Below are 16002 nucleotides of genomic sequence, written 5' to 3' on the forward strand. Positions count from 1 at the left end.
ATAGCTTCTGCTGTCTGAGTGGAATAAAAAAAATACACCGGACAAAAGCGGAAGTATTTTTTAAATGAAGCAACAATTTCAAGATTTTCAATTCGTTGTTGTTGCCTTATTTTTTCTGCTTCTTCTGTTTTTCCCGCATTATTCAGATGCTGAATAATGTTATCACTGGTCTTAAGCCTGACCAGCAAGACGCCTTCCTTTAAGGCCAGAATGTGCTGATAGGCAAGGTTGACTGAGTTTTTATTCTCGATTTTTTCCATTGTACCACCAACAGGAATAGATAAAACCACCTGAAACTGATTGAAACGGCTGTTTTCGATGGGCAAAAAATAGCGAAGGCCAAGAGAAACATTTTCCTGAAAATGAAAATGCAATCCTGCAAATGCCGAAAACTCAGAACTCCATTTTTTTACATTCAGTTCAGCAAGAGAATCGGTGCCGATGAAATATTTTGATGAGAGAACAAAAGATGGCTGAAGCCCTGCTTCAAAACGAAAAATATCGGAAAGACGATAAGAGGCAGAAGCCTGAAAATCAATATATTGAAAGCGATATTTCGAAAAAGGACTCAATACATTACCCCCTTTCAGGGCATAGCTTCCACTGGCACCGAACGAAGTTTTTTCATCAAATGGTTTTTCAATTCCAAAACCTAAAAAAGGGAGAAAAGCAGTCTGATCATCAATACTGTCGGCTCGCAGGGATGTGGCATTGAAGCCGGTGATGAGGACAGGATTCCAAAACGTGTTTTGTGCTGATAAACAATTGTATATCAATAAAAAGACTACTGTAAGATATTTTTTCATTATTCACCGATTATCTTGACCAAAACCCTCTTTTTCCTTTTCCCGTCAAATTCACCATAAAAAATCTGTTCCCATGGTCCAAGGTCAAGATGGCCGTTTGTGATGGCCACCACCACCTCGCGCCCCATGATGGTTCGTTTGAGATGTGCATCGGCATTGTCTTCAAATCCATTGTGGCGATATTGAGAATATGGTTTTTCAGGGGCAAGTTTTTCGAGCCAGACTTCAAAATCATGATGCAGTCCGCTTTCATCATCATTGATAAAAACACTTGCGGTGATATGCATGGCATTGACCAGTACCAGCCCTTCCTTCACCCCACTGTCGGATACCGTCTGCTGAACTTCAGGAGTTATATTGTAAAATGCTCTTCGTGAGGGAGCATTAAACCACAATTCTTTTCTGAATGATTTCATTTTCATCAGTTTGTTGATTTAGCAAAAATAAAGGCTTTTTCAGAAGTGGAGGCAGCTTAAAGCCAGATACCTGCTTCCTGTCATTAAATCATTATTTCTGAAATCCGGTTCAGATAAATATCTTTCAACAACCTCATTATTTTTAGAAGAACCATTGAGGGTTAAAATTATTAAACGGATGTCCCGGCAAAGATAAATTTTTGTACTTTTGACTCATGATAATTTTAAAAGAAAGGCCTTAAATTAAAAGAATATGACACAGGAACTATCGGGAAAAGAAAAAGCATTGCAACTTACACTTGCCCAGCTCGATAAGCAATATGGGAAAGGAACGGTGATGAAACTCAGTGATGAAGCGATCACACAGGTGGAGGTTATTTCAACAGGCTCGCTGGGGCTCGACCTTGCCCTTGGCGTTGGGGGAATGCCTCGCGGAAGGATAGTTGAGATATACGGGCCGGAGTCGTCAGGAAAAACGACACTGGCCATGCACGTAGTAGCAGAAGCCCAGAAACTTGGAGGTATATGTGCTTTTATTGATGCGGAGCATGCTTTTGATAAAACCTACGCAGAGAATCTCGGCATTGATACTGCCAATCTGCTGATTTCACAGCCGGACAACGGAGAACAAGCCCTCGATATTGCCGACCACCTGATACGTAGCGGTGCAATCGATGTCATTGTCATCGACTCTGTAGCCGCCCTTGTTCCAAAAGCCGAAGTTGAAGGTGAAATGGGTGAAAGTAAAATGGGCCTTCAGGCCAGGCTGATGTCTCAGGCTTTAAGAAAACTCACGGCCTCCATCAGCCGGACTAAATGTATCTGTATCTTTATCAATCAGTTAAGAGAAAAAATCGGTGTTGTTTACGGAAATCCTGAAACCACAACAGGTGGTAATGCGCTTAAATTTTACGCTTCTGTCAGGCTCGACATCCGCAAGGTATCTTCCATCAAAACAGGAGAAGATATGATCGGCAACCGTACGCGGGTTAAAGTAGCCAAAAACAAAGTAGCTCCTCCTTTCAAAGTGGCTGAATTCGACATCATTTACGGGACAGGCATCTCACGTGAAGGTGAAATTATTGACCTGGCAAGCGACATGAATATCATTAAAAAAAGCGGTAGCTGGTACAGTTATGGCGACACCAAGCTGGGACAGGGACGTGACAGCGTGGTGGCTCTGCTAAAAGATAATCCTGAATTGCTTGAGGAACTCAGGACTAAAGTGTTTCAGCAAATCAAAGGAGAAAAAAAGGTTTAGTTTTCTTAAAATTTTAAGTATGAAAATGCGTATTTTTTTCTTATTCCTGATGGTTTTCGGGATGAAAGAAGTATATTCTGTTAATGATACCCTAAGGATGTATGATCCCAAAAATGTCCTTTCAAATTATTATAATCCAACGACTTATCCCACACAGGTAGCACGGTTTGATCTGCCCTTTCCGGCCATAATCAAGGGATTTTTGCTCGAAGTCAGCGGAGATCCCGGCAGCAGTTTCAAAATGCAGTTTCTTGGACACGAAGGTGGTGTAGCTTTAATCAGCCTTTTCAATGACCTGATCCCGCCAAAAATCATTACAAAAGTCAATTCGGGGCAGGAAAAGATTTGGGTACCGCTCGACAGTCCTTATGTAAGGCTCGACAATACACAGTTTTTCCTTGCATTCAGCGATTTCAAGGGCTTAAGGCTGATTACAGACCGCACCGATCACCCCTTTTCCTGCAAATCGTCATCAGGAGGTGATTATTATTATCAATATGGTATTTCTTCTTCAGGACAATATCAGCTCATGTCAAGCTCGAACAGGGCTTTTGCCATAGACGTGATTCTCGAATATCCTTCAAAACAAAGCAGCAATATTTTCAGGGATGTTACAGCAGAAGCCGGCTTCCCCCTGACTTTATCCAATGCAAGTATTGCTGCGGCTGATTACAATCAGGATGGATTTATGGATTTACTGGTCAGCGGAAGATTTTTTGAAAACAACAAAAACGGAACATTTACGGATATAACCGCAACAAAGGGAATTATAAACAAATACGCAGGCGTATCAGCCAATGCTTTTGTCGATATGGACAATGATGGCGACCTCGATATTATTTTATTCGGAGGTGATACCAGTGTATTATTCATCAATCAGAATGGGAGTTTTACGGAAAAAATTCTAAGTTTACCCAATTTCAAGGCCTTCTTATCCTTCAGTTTTGCCGACATCAACAACGATCAATATCCTGACCTTTTTGTCAGCCAGCTTTGGCAGACCTATCCCGAACCGGAACCGAACTATTTCTTCTATAATACAGGTAATCTTGACTTTACGGATAACACAAATGTGATTTATCCCTTGTATGACGGAAAATGGAACTGGCCTAACAGGGCATGGGACCCGGCCAATTACATTGTGGAAAGAAACCGCAACAGTCGTGGCTCTCAGTGGATTGATTACGACAATGACGGAGACCTCGACCTCTATGTTACCAATTATTTTCTGCAGCCTGACGAATTGTATAAAAACAACGGAAATGGTACATTTACAGATATTTGCCAGTTAAAAGGCATCGATGTAAACAGTTCAGGATCGAATCATGGAACAGGAGTGGACTGGTACGACTACGATAATGATGGCGACCTCGATTTACTGTTGCCACAGTTTGCTCATCCACGTTTTATCGGCCCCTATGATCACAGGGGAACCACCATTTACAGGAATCAGGGGCCTCCCGATTATGATTTTACCGATATGGTCGGACAAATCAACAATTATCCCGGACTGAAAGCACCGATTGGTATTGAACTGGAAGAAACCCATGCAGGTGGTGCCTGGGGTGATGTCAATAATGATGGACTGGCTGACTTTCTTATGACCGTTTTTTACGGCTGCCGATACATCAACTTTTATGAGCAACAGACAGATCATACTTTTCAGATGAAAACTTTTGACTATGGACTTTGGCGTATTAACACCGGCACCGATCTCGTCTGGCTCGATTACGATAATGATGGCAGGTTAGACCTTGCCTGTGGAGACAACGGTCAGTTTCGCCTGTTTAAAAATGACATTTACAACAGCAGAAGATGGCTCGAACTGGATTTAATGGCAAACTCTTCCAATAAATATGCTATCGGGGCAAGAGCTTATGTATATGCAGGCGGTAAAACCTATATGCAGGAAGTGTGTGCAGGTCGTGGACAAAAGATGCAGAAGCCTTACCGGCTGCATTTCGGGCTGAATTACACAAAAAATATTGATTCTGTAGTAGTTGTATGGCCTTCCAAACCACAGAAAAGAGAAGTATTCAAAAACATTCAATCTAATAATTGCTACAAGCTAAGCGAAGGAGGAAATGTTGTGTTGCCAACCCGGTCTGAATTGCCGTCATTAACATTCAGCATATTCCCCAATCCTGCCAGTGAGTTTGTTTCCATTCAGATAAATAACTTTCCGGGTGAAAATGTCAGACTCAGCCTGTTAAATTCATTATCGCAAACAATTGATTTTCTAATAATAAACACTGAAACCGGGAGATCAGTATATAAATTTAATCTGGAAAACCTGCCGCAGGGGCTTTATTTTATCAAAGCCGAAACATCACAACAATCAGTAATTGAAAAACTTTTGATTATCAGATAATTAAAAATTCCGAAAGAGTTTCTTCCGGTAAATAAATTTCAATGGATTATGTTGTTATAAAAACCGCTTAATGTGGTCAACAACCTCATTAAATTCCTGAGGGCTAAGTTGAAGTTTAGGTCTTCCAAAATCAATATCATCCATCGACTGAAGGGGGATGAGGTGAATATGGGCATGAGGCACTTCCAGCCCGACAACGGCAATACCTACTTTTTTACAAGGGATGGCTTTTTCGATGGCAAGGGCAATATTTCGTGAAAAATCAAAGAAACGAAGATATAGTTCCCTGTCGAGGTCAAGAATATTATCTGTTTCTGTTTTCGGTACTACCAGAATATGGCCTTTCACGAGGGGAAAAGCATCGTGAAAAGCAAGAAATTCCTCATTTTCAGCCACTTTATAGCAAGGAATTTCTCCTGCTACAATTCTTGAAAAAATACTTGCCATAAGATTATCTTGAAATTTCGATAATTTCGAGTTTAATAACGCCAGCAGGAACATTCACTTCAATGATATCACCGGCAGATTTTCCCATCAAAGCTGCACCAATGGGCGATTTTATGGAGATTTTTCCTGACTTATGGTCAGCTTCTGATTCGGAAACAATGGTATAAGTTACTTCGCGTCCTGTATTATGATTCAGTACTTTTACATTTGACAGGATATAAACTTTTGTATTATCAATTCCTGCTCCATCGAGCACGCGTGCATTGGCAATAATATCCTCGAGGCGTTCGATTCTCATTTCCAGCATTCCCTGAGCTTCTTTGGCAGCATCATACTCAGAGTTTTCTGACAAATCACCCTTTTCGCGGGCTTCCTGAATCAGCCGGCTGATTTCAGCCCTTTCAACCATTTTAAGATGGTTCAGTTCATCTTTTAACTTCTGTAATCCTTCTTCGGTAAAATAATTAACATCTGCCATTTTCTGTATTTTTTTGGATATTAAGCATTTAAAAAACGTTCCGGGCGAAAAACCCGGAACGTTTCAGCATATAGATTTTTAATTTTTACAAAACAATTCTTGCGCCAAAAGAGTGAGTACCGCCAAAATAATCGGTAAAGCGGTAAGAATAATCAACGGCAAACATTTTATCTTTTTCCTTCCCAAAAGGCAGGTTGACGGAAAAACCGGCTGCCGGACCGTTGAAAACATTTTTACGGGTTTCTCTTTTGGTAATACCTTTTTCGTATAAATAGCCGCCACGCAGCATGACTATATTTTTCAGGCTGTATTCAAGTCCAAAATTGAACTGGTCGTTTGAAAATGAATTTGAAGTAAAATTAGCCGAAAATGTAAGTCTATGATATTCTGAAGGATCGAGATAAAAATCCTGAGAAGCTCCAATATTTACCAAAGTAGGCAGTTCAAATCCTGCCGAGCGTGTATCCACACTCAAAGTTACCTCCTCACCTTCAAAACTTCCCCTGCGGGTAAGGCCATCACCCCCGAATTTCATGGGTGTTCCCACATTTCTGAGGGAAACTCCGAATTTTGTTCTCTGCTTTTCTTCGTCCACCAGATCGGTGATGTACTGCAGGCCTGCATCAAAGCAAACACCCATGGCACGGGCATTTGGTATTGATTCGGAAATAATCCTTGTAGTCAGTCCGGCACGGATACGATCAGAAAAGATATAGGAATAGCTTAGCCCAATATTGACAAAAGAAGGGCTGTATGTACCTATTCCACCTTCAGGTTGATTTTCAGTGGTAATTTCTATACGTCCGAAATCAAAGGACATGATACTGATGCCAATAGCACTGTTTTTGGCAGCACCCATTTTCTGGGTTAAACCAAAAGAGTTGATAAAAATATCACTGCCACTCAGCCATGCGGTACGTGAAAACAGAAATTCAGAGTTGGGAACGCCAACAATGCCTGCAGGATTAAACATCATGGCTTCTACTCCTGAAATGCCTGCTGTATTACTGCCAACCCATCCCGAGCTACGTGCCCATGGATTGATAGTCAGCTCGGTAGCTCCGGCCTGACCAACCCTGTCGGGGTTGCCGGCAAATAAGGAGAATGAAGTCAGAAACAAAATGAATACTGATAAAAATTTATTCATGATCATAGCTTTTATGTCGTTTTAGAAAGTATCAAGATCAATCGGCCTCATGATGCCAAACCATTTCAGCGTTTTTGAGCCGAGTTCGTAACCATTAACATGAATGATGTACAAGCCACTTGCTATGGGTATTCCGTATTGGTTTTTCAAATCCCAGTCCCAGTAAGTAACATGATTCTCATCTGTTTCATCTTTAGTAACTTTTCTTACCAGAGCACCGCTCAACGTAAAGATCATGATTTCACATTTCTTCGGCAGATTAATGAACCTGACCCTGTTGTCGAGCTGTGTTTTTTCGTAAGATGAGTAGGCATAATACGGATTGGGGACAATATTAACTTTTTCAATGGCTGATTTACCCAATTCAAGGTTGTTTTCCATCGAAACCGGATTGGTGCTGAAGCGGTAAACCGGCAGATTATTATTGACGGGATTATCACTTGTCTTAAATGTCTGATAGGGTTTTTCAATTCTGATTCTGATTTTGGTTTCAGTCGGAATCAGGCCATCCTTCAGTGGAAGAAGATCTTTATAAGGCTGTGGCATCATCACATACATACACTGCGACCAGAAATAAATCTGCTGGAACTGTGTCGGATTACTGTTGAAAAAGTCAAGATATTTCTTGCCTTCATCATAAGCTGAATAATAGGTAAATGTAGTATATTTCGAAGCAGGACGCGGTTCCATGAGATAAATATAATGTTTTGCTCCCCAAATGTATTTGTTGATTTCACGGTGAGAGGCAGCCGGGTTTTGGAAGGCCGTGGTAGGATTCCAGATCATGTCGGCTCCGTTGTAGGCTTTCCAGTATGAGTCTTCACCAAAAATGATATTCATTCTTTCCCCTGTTTCGAGACAGATGGCATAACCAGGGAACCATGACCTTCCCTTTTCTGTGGTTGAATAGATGGGGTTGCCCTGAGCATCGATATCGTTGTAACTTGACCAGCTGTAATGGTTACGCAGTCCGTGTTTCTTGACATTTCCTTCAGATAGGTTTTCATCTTCACAGGTCTCAATGACCACACATTTTGTCCATTTGCTTTTATCAGAAGTTAAAACCAGATCAACACTCTGAAGTCTGTCAATGGAATTGTCATTGTATTTCGAAGACAGATATGCTGGGCCAAAGGAATAATAACCATTTTTAACAGCATTTCGGGCGGCAAGTCCATAAGGGGCAAAACGTCCGTCAAGAACTTTTTCATATACCTCACTCGGATCGATGAAAGTAGTGCCATCCATGGCATCATCAACAGCAAGATCGGTAGTTCCTGCTTCATTCTGAAACTTACCTGAACGTATCCAGTTATAAGGCCAAGGAATTTCTTTTGCAGCCGAAGGGTCTCCATCCGGAATGCCTGTCAGCCATGCTTTCGAAATATCCTCAAAATCAAGACTTGCTTCAATAAAGCCATTGTTTTCAGTGAGGGTATCCTTGGTCGGGCCTATCACATAAGGAACCTTGATCATTAATCCCCACTTGGGGAACAATTGTTCATTGTCAACACCAATGGTAACATCGGAGGTAACACTTTCACCTGTGGTCAGGTTCTTTAATATCCAATAGGCTTTTTTATTTAAAGTCTTGAAATTGCCCGGAGTTCCGGTAATGGATGAGTCAACAAAACGAAGCTCAAAATCAGCCTTTGGTACTTTCAGCGGATCATAAATCATCACCTTGACAGGACCATTTCCACCTTTGTACTTTGGATTAGCTAGCACACTGTTTTTCAGAATATCACTGACACTTTCGTCTGTCAGTTCAAGTATCTGACCACCATTACCTGTACCTTCGACTCTGACAATCTCGGGTCCGTCACCATAGCCGGCATTCAGCTTTGTTCCATCAAACTGAATGTCGTTTTTATGCGGAACAGCGGTATAAACAGCAATATTTTTTCTTCCTGCAAGAAACTGTTCATATTCAAAGGGGTCGAGACAGTTGGCATAAGACAATACCATGAAATGATATGCTTTGTAATTGACAAGAGAACCTTCCCCGCTGGCAAATGCATCTGTTTTAATAGAGAAGGTATGTTTGATACCTTTATCTCCGATTTCATCTACTTTCAGAACAGGCACAATGCCCAGACCGGGGACATATTGACGGTTGACAAGAGAAGTAACCCCATCAACCACATCCACTCTGGCCACCAGCCTTGCTTTGTCCACATTGTCGAGCTCAGCAGTGGTTACCTGTGCATTTTTCAGCTGATAAATCAGATAGCCCTGAAATTTATAGGAGATATATTTTTTGTTTTCATTAAGCAAACTGTCCTTGTAATTTTCAATTTTAGCAGTATTAAGCAAAGAAATAACAAGTTCCTGATCCATTTCACGTATAGCAACGTCTGGAGCGTTTGGCCCGTCAACCAGCTTGAAGTTGTTGTTGTAAAGTTTCTGGGCTTTGTCGTCAGCAATTAAAAGAAGGTCATAAGAGCCGGTATTGCCACCGGAAGTAGCTCGTGCCCAGACCACGCCAATGGTGATATAGTTAACTGCTCCGGGCTTGAGTGTAAAGGGTCCCGCACTTTGTAAAAACCGTCTGTCGCTTGGGGTATTACCTGAAGTAACCTCCGACCATGCCGGTTTCGGCTTTCTTGGATCGTCAGGGAACATGTAGTTAGCTTTTTTATTAGCATCCCAAACGTTCTGAAATCCATCACCACCATAGCGCATTTCCTGCCCGTTTTTAAATTTCCCGCTCAGGTAATAATAAAAATGAATTCCTTCACTTGGATTTCCTTTTAAACTCCAGTCATTGTTGTAATAGACAAATTTCGACATGATAATTTCTTCACCCGGTTCATCAGTTTCACCATCTTTATCGTTATCAACGCCATCATTTAAATCTGCCAGAGGTCCCTGGAAAAAGTCAACACCCACAGAAGGCGGATTTGACCCATATCCATTGACTCCTTCATCAAAAGCATCTCCGTTGTAACAGATGCCAAGGCTCCGTGTTGTATCACATCCGACATAGTCGTCATAGGCATATCCAAGGTCAGCATCCACCCATTGCCCGAAATAAACCTTTGAAATCTTGTTTTTTGAACGGTTGATAATTTTTTGCTGATAGAAAGTCATGTTGTTGATTTCGTCATTGGTAGCATAGGCAAATGCCTGAGTCTGTATTTCGAGCCCGATAGCAAGCGCATTGGTTTCGGTATGCGTATTTCCTTTATCATTGTAAACAAACCAAAGGGTCTGGTCACCAAAGACATCAGGATAATCACCTTCATAGGGATTGTATAATCCATCTCCGTCAGTATCGACAAAAGGTGCCAGATATTTAGCCTGACCCTTGCTTTCGTCACCATGAGCAGGCCAGTCGCGGATATTATCACTCATGATATCCCCGTTGGATTCAATAAATTCATCAATCTCCTCACGGGTTACCTGAAAAATTTTATCCCATTTGATACATTCCGAAACATCAATGGAAGCGGAATTTACATCGAGAGGTCCGGGAAAGAAATCCCAGCTTTCTCCCTGACGATAGGTCATGGCAGCGGCTCTGAGGTTGTTGCCATCATCGTATCCGCCAATCCATAATGCACCGGCAAATAAAGCTGTTTTTTTGGCAACCCCTTCTTCATCTGATTTAGGAACTTCGTATTTGGCATTTCCGACCAGGTCCCACCACATATCGCCACCGTTCATTATCCTTGCTCTGACATTATTAATATCAAGATTGGCTGAAGCAGAAGCAGGATCACAACCGGCTGCAAGTTTCCTGACCGTTTCGCTTTGTTTTTTCTTTTCCATTCCCGGAACATTCTCGGCAGCTTTTAAATTATATGCCAGAATGAGCATCGTTCCCAGAAATACAAGTACTTTATTCATAGTTACTTCTTTTTAAAATTAAAAACTAATGGTTGCACCCAGACGTACCAGCCTTGGAGAACCATAATTAAATGGATAATTAACCTTAATCATATATTGATCATAAAATGCCTGGCTAAGGGTTGCTTCTTCAACTGCCTTGACACCCTGAGAGGATGACAGGAAGCCATCATCGTCCGGATCCCCTGTAAAACGGTAAACATAAACAATGTTTTTGAAATCAAACAGGTTTTGTACCCAGATGTAAGCATTAATCATCATAATGGGCATGGCTGTCAGCTTTTTGTCAGATTCTTTCTTCTTATAGATAAGAAAATCCTTGTCAAGCTTGACATTAACACCATAAGTCCATGGATAGCGGGAACCGTTCATGGTTCCTTTGAGTACTTCAGACTGGCGGATTCCGATGCCAACAGCTTCAGTTACATTACCCTGTTTTGAATAAGGCCTGCCTGAAGTGGCACTAAAGAGGAAATTAACTCCTGTATTTTCGAGTAATCTTTTCCCTTTTTTCGTCAACGGACCATTGTACATTTCCCCTCCCCTGAAACGGTAATCGAGCTGGCCGGTGATGGTATGACGATAGTCGTTGTCAAGCGGGAAAGGTGTTCTGAGGTTTGGCTGGCCGGTGCTGATCAGGTTAGCCTGTGAAGCAGCATTTGATCCTGTTCCGTCAGCAAATTGAAGGGTATAGCTAACTAAAAGCTGTACGTTGTTGGTTTTTGTTCTTCTCAGATCATACTGGAAAGAAAAGCCTTTGACAGTTGAAAAGTCAATATTGTCGAAGGTCATGTATGAACGTGGATATGCCTGATTAATCATTCTGACGTTAATCAGGTTTCTTGTTTCATTATAATAAGAGTTGATGGTAATGGCTGAATTTTTTGAAATAGCCTGTTTAAAACCAATTTCATAACTGGTAATACGTTGAGGTTTTAAAGCTGCATTGTTCAGGCTGGATGTTCCTCTCTGTTCGAGATAATAATAATCATCAATGGTCGTAAACAATCCTGAAGTGGGACGCATGACCCTGATGTCGTAATTGGCAAAAAAGTTGGCCACGTCAGAAATAGGGAATGAAAAGTAAACACGGGGAGAAACATCTACCTGTGGTTCATAGTCTTTGAAAGATTCCTTGGTAATTTTCAGGTTATCTTCATTTCTTTCGACCAGATAAGGAGCAATATTGCCTGAGGTGGTTTCAAGTGTCAAAACGTTGGGGTCATTAATTTCTGCCCCATTGGCATTGTACCATCTGTCGCCATCACGGTAACCAACAATTTTTGTAGGTTTGAACGGATCGTCCACATAAACCACATAATCGGAGCCCATATTGCCGGGATGACTGACAGGCTTACCATTGATATTGGTTACTTCAGCTACGGTAAAGGCAGGATATAAGCTATATTTGTCTTTGAGAACCAATTGGTTGGCATCGAAACGATCGACACGGATACCAATACGGAAAATCATATCACGAAAATAAAACAGGTCTTCAATAAAACCGGCCATGTAAATGGGATTGAGCGGGGCAATCAGTCTTTGATCGCTGTTTAAAAAGTCGTCAATGGAAGGTTTTTGTTTCAACCTGCGTCCAAGGTAATCGTATCCATAATACGCTACCAGATTTCTTGATAATAATTCATCGGCACTGAACATATCCAGACTGAAATAATCGGGAGTATAGCGGTCAATATTGATCAGGCTCTGGTCGGTAATCGGATTTCCGTAAACGTCTTTTGCTCCGATAGATTTAAGATAAGCTCTGAAATTTTTATCAAATGTACTTTGTTGTCCATCGTCAAGAATCGGATAGTTAATGGTATCGAGAAAGTTTCCGAAAGAGTCATAAACAGGAATGGGATGACGTGTGTCGAGCTGCTGAAGGTGATTATTAATCAGCGACCTCATGACCGTCCACAAGCCATTCGGCCCGACAGAGTAAGAATTTTGCAAACGTTGTTCATACTCAAAACCAAAGGCAACGGCATGGTGGTTTATGTCCATTGAAGCCTTTCCTGTAACCCTGAACTGGTCTTCATTGTATTTGCTGTAACCGACTGCAATGGCTCCGATATTTGTCCAGAGAGAATAAACGTTTCCGGGATTATCGCCATTAAGCAGACCGCCCAGTTGCTGGATAGTTGTCAGGTTACTAACCTGATTATCACGTAATTCATAAAGCTGCCTGGTGTAATTGGCCCTGGCTTCATTATAGGCATAAGGTGTAAACTTAACAAACGTATCCCTGTAGCCACTGAAAATAAAAGCACGTTCCAGTTTGCCATCTACCGTATCATAGTCGTAACGGTAAACAGGCTCCCAGTAGCGTTCATAAGTGCCTAAAAATCCATACTGAAAAAAATTATCTTTAAAATCCTGATGCTGAGAAATATTATAGTTTTTGGTATAATCGGCCATGATGGTATAAAATGCGTTACTGATTTTCAGGCCTTTTTTAGCTTCAGGTTTTTTGGTCTGGTCTTTTGAAGCCTCTTCTCCAAAATTTAATTTCTGATAAAAACGGATATATCCGCGGAATGTAGTATTGATAAACTGAGCTTTTGAAGCTTCTTTCCAGTTGAATAAGGAATAAGTCCATGAATAGCCGCGACCTTTTGAATAGCTGCCCATTGTACCAAGGGTAATGTTGAAGGAAGGTTTTGGCTGAAAATCAATCTTTGAACTTAAAGTATAGCTTTGATTTTCAATATCCGGGTGAACTTTAATCTGCTCCATGCCTTCCTTGGTTATGTATTCAGCAGCCGGAACAAAGCCCAGTCCACCGGGCGATGGAGCAAGCGGATTTTTATAAATCTGCTCATACACATCTTCCTTGACTTTCCAGAACGGGATGGGTGAAGGGCTTGGGTCTTTACGGTAATTGATATTTCCTCCGATTAAATAACCAAGAATAGCTTCCTGGGAAGGTGTTCCTTTTTTAGCATTGTTTCTGACAATGATAGGACCTGAAATACCACCTTCAATGGTATTATAGCCATAAGGATCAAGAAGTTCTGAAGTGATTGCTTCGACACTGCCGGCAAACTGGTTGGAAGGACCTCTGGTGGTAATTGAAACCACACCACCTGTCAGGTCGCCATATTCTGCCGAGATACCTCCTGTTACAGTATTGATTTCTGCAATCATGGAGTTGGGAATACCTGTGCTACCGCGGACTTTTATCCCGTCAACCAGATAAACAGTCCCTTCACTTCTTTGTCCTTTCACACTTCCACCCTGAATACCGGGGGTTAACTGGACAAGGTCACCAATACTTCTTGTCGGAGCTTTTTTAATGTCTTCAGCAGAGAGTGTGGTTCCTGTTCCTTCTGTTTTTTCTACCAGGGGTTTTGTATATTCAATAATTTCAACAACATCCGTTTCAATGACTTTTTCTTTCATCTTGATATCCTGATAGGATATTTTTCCTGAAGAAATAAAATAGCCCTGAATGATGACATCATTATATCCGATGTAGGTAGCACGTATGTTATAAGTCCCCGGAGGAATTGGTTTTATGGTGTAATTACCATTAATATCAGTAGAAGCTCCTCCCTTCTGAATTCCATCAAGCAACACCACCACATTGGCTCCAATCAATGGTTCTCCCGATTTTGCATCAAACACTTTTCCGGTCAGTGTACCAAAATTGGATTGTCCAAAACCGTATAGGCTCAATAAAATACCTATTGCCGAATAGATTAACGTTTTCCTTATCATAGGGTTAGTTTTCTATAAATTTTTAAAGGTTCAAATGTAATACACTCCGCATAATTACCAAACACTCTCTTTTTTTTGTTCAAAAATAATATGGCTGATTCAACAATAAAAGCAATAATGAGTAATCAGACCTATCAGGTTAGTTTTCAATCTTTTTTATCGCTTTTTACCTGCTTGATTTTCTCAATAAGTATCTGATGTATCCGCATCTCCGATTCATGTGTCTTTCCTGCAATATGCGGTGTCATGACTACATTACCGCTGTTTGCCAGATAATCCAGCAAATCTTTTTGTTCCGGAGTTAAATTGTTAAAGTCCTCATTTTCAAATACATCTAAAATAGCTCCCCTGATTTTCCCCAATTGAAGTCCATTTACAATGACCCGCGTGTTGGCAACTTTTCCTCTTGAGGTATTGATCAGATAAAATGGTTTTTTGACAGCCTGAAGAAATGTTTCATTGAAAAAATAATGATTTTCAGTATTGTAAGGTATATGAAAGCTGATGATATCGGATTCATTCATCAAAACCTGAAGACTGACTTCTTCCACTCCGGTCGGGGCAAAATTCTTTTTGAATTTATCATAAGCCAGTATCCTGACCCCGAAGGCCGACAGACGTTTCGCAAAAGCTGAACCCATATTGCCAAAGCCAATAATGCCAACGGTTTTACTCATTAAATCAGTTCCTGTATTGACATTCCGGTCAAAAATTCCTTTTTTAATCTGATCGTTTGCCTGAGGTATTTTTCTCAACAGACTGATTAATGCGCCAACGGTAAATTCTCCAAGGCTATCTCTGTTTCCTTCAGGAGAGTTGAATACATGGATATTTTTTGCCTGAGCTATTTCCATGTCGATAATATCGAGTCCTGAGCCTGGTCTCACTATGTATTGTAAGCAAACTGCTTTTTCCAGCAAATCTTTGCCGGCCTTCAACCTTCCTCTTATGTACAAACCGCTGTAGCGATCAATAATTTTTAGACAATCTTCCTTCGATATTTCAGCATATTCGTCAACATCAAAACCCATTTTTTTCAGCTCCCAGACAAAAAAATGCGGAACAATCTCCGTGATTAAAAACTTTTCTTTAGCGGCCATGAAATTTTATTTAATCCATGCTGTTTCTTGTTGTTTATGCTCCTGATAAATCTTGAGCAAGCTTTATATATTCCTCAAAATCAAGTGTTTCAGCTCTTCTTCCCAGCAAAGTTGTATCTATAGGTGAGATGTTAAATCCTGCTGCTTTCAATGAATTTTTAAGCGTTTTCCTTCTTTGCCCGAACGCTGCCTTCACCACCGAAAAATAAAACCTGTCTGAAATACCGGTTTTCATATTTTCCTTTCTCTCCATCCTGATCACTGCCGATTCAACCTTCGGAGGTGGAAGAAAAACAGTCGGAGGCACTTTGAAAAGTATTTTCACTGAATAAAAGGTCTGCACTAAAACACTGAGCCTCCCATATTCCTTGCTTCCGGGTGCTGCCACCAGCCTTTCCGCA

Annotated in this window: 11 protein-coding genes; 2 read left to right on the forward strand and 9 right to left on the reverse strand. The window is 41.0% G+C overall.

What is annotated here, in order from left to right:
* Together GX437_09925 and GX437_09930 are read right to left on the reverse strand one after the other, a co-directional pair.
* A partial coding sequence (locus GX437_09925) for a PorT family protein (protein NLJ07974.1) occupies positions 1 to 806 on the reverse strand: 806 nt, incomplete at its 3' end.
* Entirely contained in the window at positions 806 to 1222 is a 417-nt protein-coding gene (locus tag GX437_09930) for a YjbQ family protein (protein NLJ07975.1), read from the reverse strand. The genes GX437_09925 and GX437_09930, both read right to left, overlap by 1 nt.
* A 253-nt stretch (positions 1223 to 1475) precedes the next feature.
* Between GX437_09930 and recA the strand changes: the two genes are divergently transcribed.
* Both recA and GX437_09940 read left to right on the forward strand, forming a co-directional pair.
* Positions 1476 to 2483: a recombinase RecA gene (recA, locus tag GX437_09935; protein ID NLJ07976.1), complete on the forward strand. Its 1008-nt coding sequence runs from the start codon at positions 1476 to 1478 to the stop codon at positions 2481 to 2483.
* A 19-nt stretch (positions 2484 to 2502) separates the two neighbouring features.
* Positions 2503 to 4854: a T9SS type A sorting domain-containing protein gene (locus tag GX437_09940; GenBank protein NLJ07977.1), complete on the forward strand. Its 2352-nt coding sequence runs from the start codon at positions 2503 to 2505 to the stop codon at positions 4852 to 4854.
* Positions 4855 to 4908: 54 nt separating this feature from the next.
* Here the strand turns inward: GX437_09940 and GX437_09945 are convergent, their stop codons facing one another.
* The 7 genes from GX437_09945 to GX437_09975 all read right to left on the reverse strand — a co-directional run.
* Positions 4909 to 5301 carry an HIT family protein gene (locus GX437_09945; GenBank protein NLJ07978.1) on the reverse strand — a complete coding sequence of 131 codons (393 nt, stop codon included), beginning with the start codon at positions 5299 to 5301 and terminating at the stop codon, positions 4909 to 4911.
* 4 nt (positions 5302 to 5305) lie between these two features.
* Positions 5306 to 5779 (reverse strand): transcription elongation factor GreA, encoded by a 474-nt coding sequence (gene greA, locus GX437_09950; GenBank protein NLJ07979.1) that lies wholly within the window; start codon positions 5777 to 5779, stop codon positions 5306 to 5308.
* An 85-nt stretch (positions 5780 to 5864) separates the two neighbouring features.
* Positions 5865 to 6926 carry a PorV/PorQ family protein gene (locus tag GX437_09955; protein NLJ07980.1) on the reverse strand — a complete coding sequence of 354 codons (1062 nt, stop codon included), beginning with the start codon at positions 6924 to 6926 and terminating at the stop codon, positions 5865 to 5867.
* Between the two features lie 21 nt (positions 6927 to 6947).
* Positions 6948 to 10778: a hypothetical protein gene (locus GX437_09960; protein NLJ07981.1), complete on the reverse strand. Its 3831-nt coding sequence runs from the start codon at positions 10776 to 10778 to the stop codon at positions 6948 to 6950.
* 18 nt (positions 10779 to 10796) lie between these two features.
* Positions 10797 to 14501 carry a TonB-dependent receptor plug domain-containing protein gene (locus GX437_09965; GenBank protein NLJ07982.1) on the reverse strand — a complete coding sequence of 1235 codons (3705 nt, stop codon included), beginning with the start codon at positions 14499 to 14501 and terminating at the stop codon, positions 10797 to 10799.
* A gap of 146 nt (positions 14502 to 14647) precedes the next feature.
* Positions 14648 to 15601, reverse strand: coding sequence for a phosphoglycerate dehydrogenase (locus tag GX437_09970; GenBank protein NLJ07983.1), 954 nt, complete (start codon positions 15599 to 15601; stop codon positions 14648 to 14650).
* A gap of 34 nt (positions 15602 to 15635) precedes the next feature.
* On the reverse strand, positions 15636 to 16002 hold a 367-nt coding region (locus GX437_09975; GenBank protein ID NLJ07984.1), incomplete at its 5' end, for a 16S rRNA (adenine(1518)-N(6)/adenine(1519)-N(6))-dimethyltransferase.

The organism is Sphingobacteriales bacterium, from assembly GCA_012517435.1.
In the GTDB taxonomy this organism is placed as follows: domain Bacteria; phylum Bacteroidota; class Bacteroidia; order CAILMK01; family JAAYUY01; genus JAAYUY01.

What these genes read in the sequence shown, in the direction of transcription:
- GX437_09965 (NLJ07982.1), bottom strand. Translation starts at nt 14,501, where the DNA reads ATGATAAGGAAAACGTTAATCTATTCGGCAATAGGTATTTTATTGAGC.
- GX437_09955 (NLJ07980.1), bottom strand. Translation starts at nt 6,926, where the DNA reads ATGAATAAATTTTTATCAGTATTCATTTTGTTTCTGACTTCATTCTCC.
- GX437_09940 (NLJ07977.1), top strand. Translation starts at nt 2,503, where the DNA reads ATGAAAATGCGTATTTTTTTCTTATTCCTGATGGTTTTCGGGATGAAA.
- greA (NLJ07979.1), bottom strand. Translation starts at nt 5,779, where the DNA reads ATGGCAGATGTTAATTATTTTACCGAAGAAGGATTACAGAAGTTAAAA.
- recA (NLJ07976.1), top strand. Translation starts at nt 1,476, where the DNA reads ATGACACAGGAACTATCGGGAAAAGAAAAAGCATTGCAACTTACACTT.
- GX437_09970 (NLJ07983.1), bottom strand. Translation starts at nt 15,601, where the DNA reads ATGGCCGCTAAAGAAAAGTTTTTAATCACGGAGATTGTTCCGCATTTT.
- GX437_09960 (NLJ07981.1), bottom strand. Translation starts at nt 10,778, where the DNA reads ATGAATAAAGTACTTGTATTTCTGGGAACGATGCTCATTCTGGCATAT.
- GX437_09945 (NLJ07978.1), bottom strand. Translation starts at nt 5,301, where the DNA reads ATGGCAAGTATTTTTTCAAGAATTGTAGCAGGAGAAATTCCTTGCTAT.
- GX437_09930 (NLJ07975.1), bottom strand. Translation starts at nt 1,222, where the DNA reads ATGAAATCATTCAGAAAAGAATTGTGGTTTAATGCTCCCTCACGAAGA.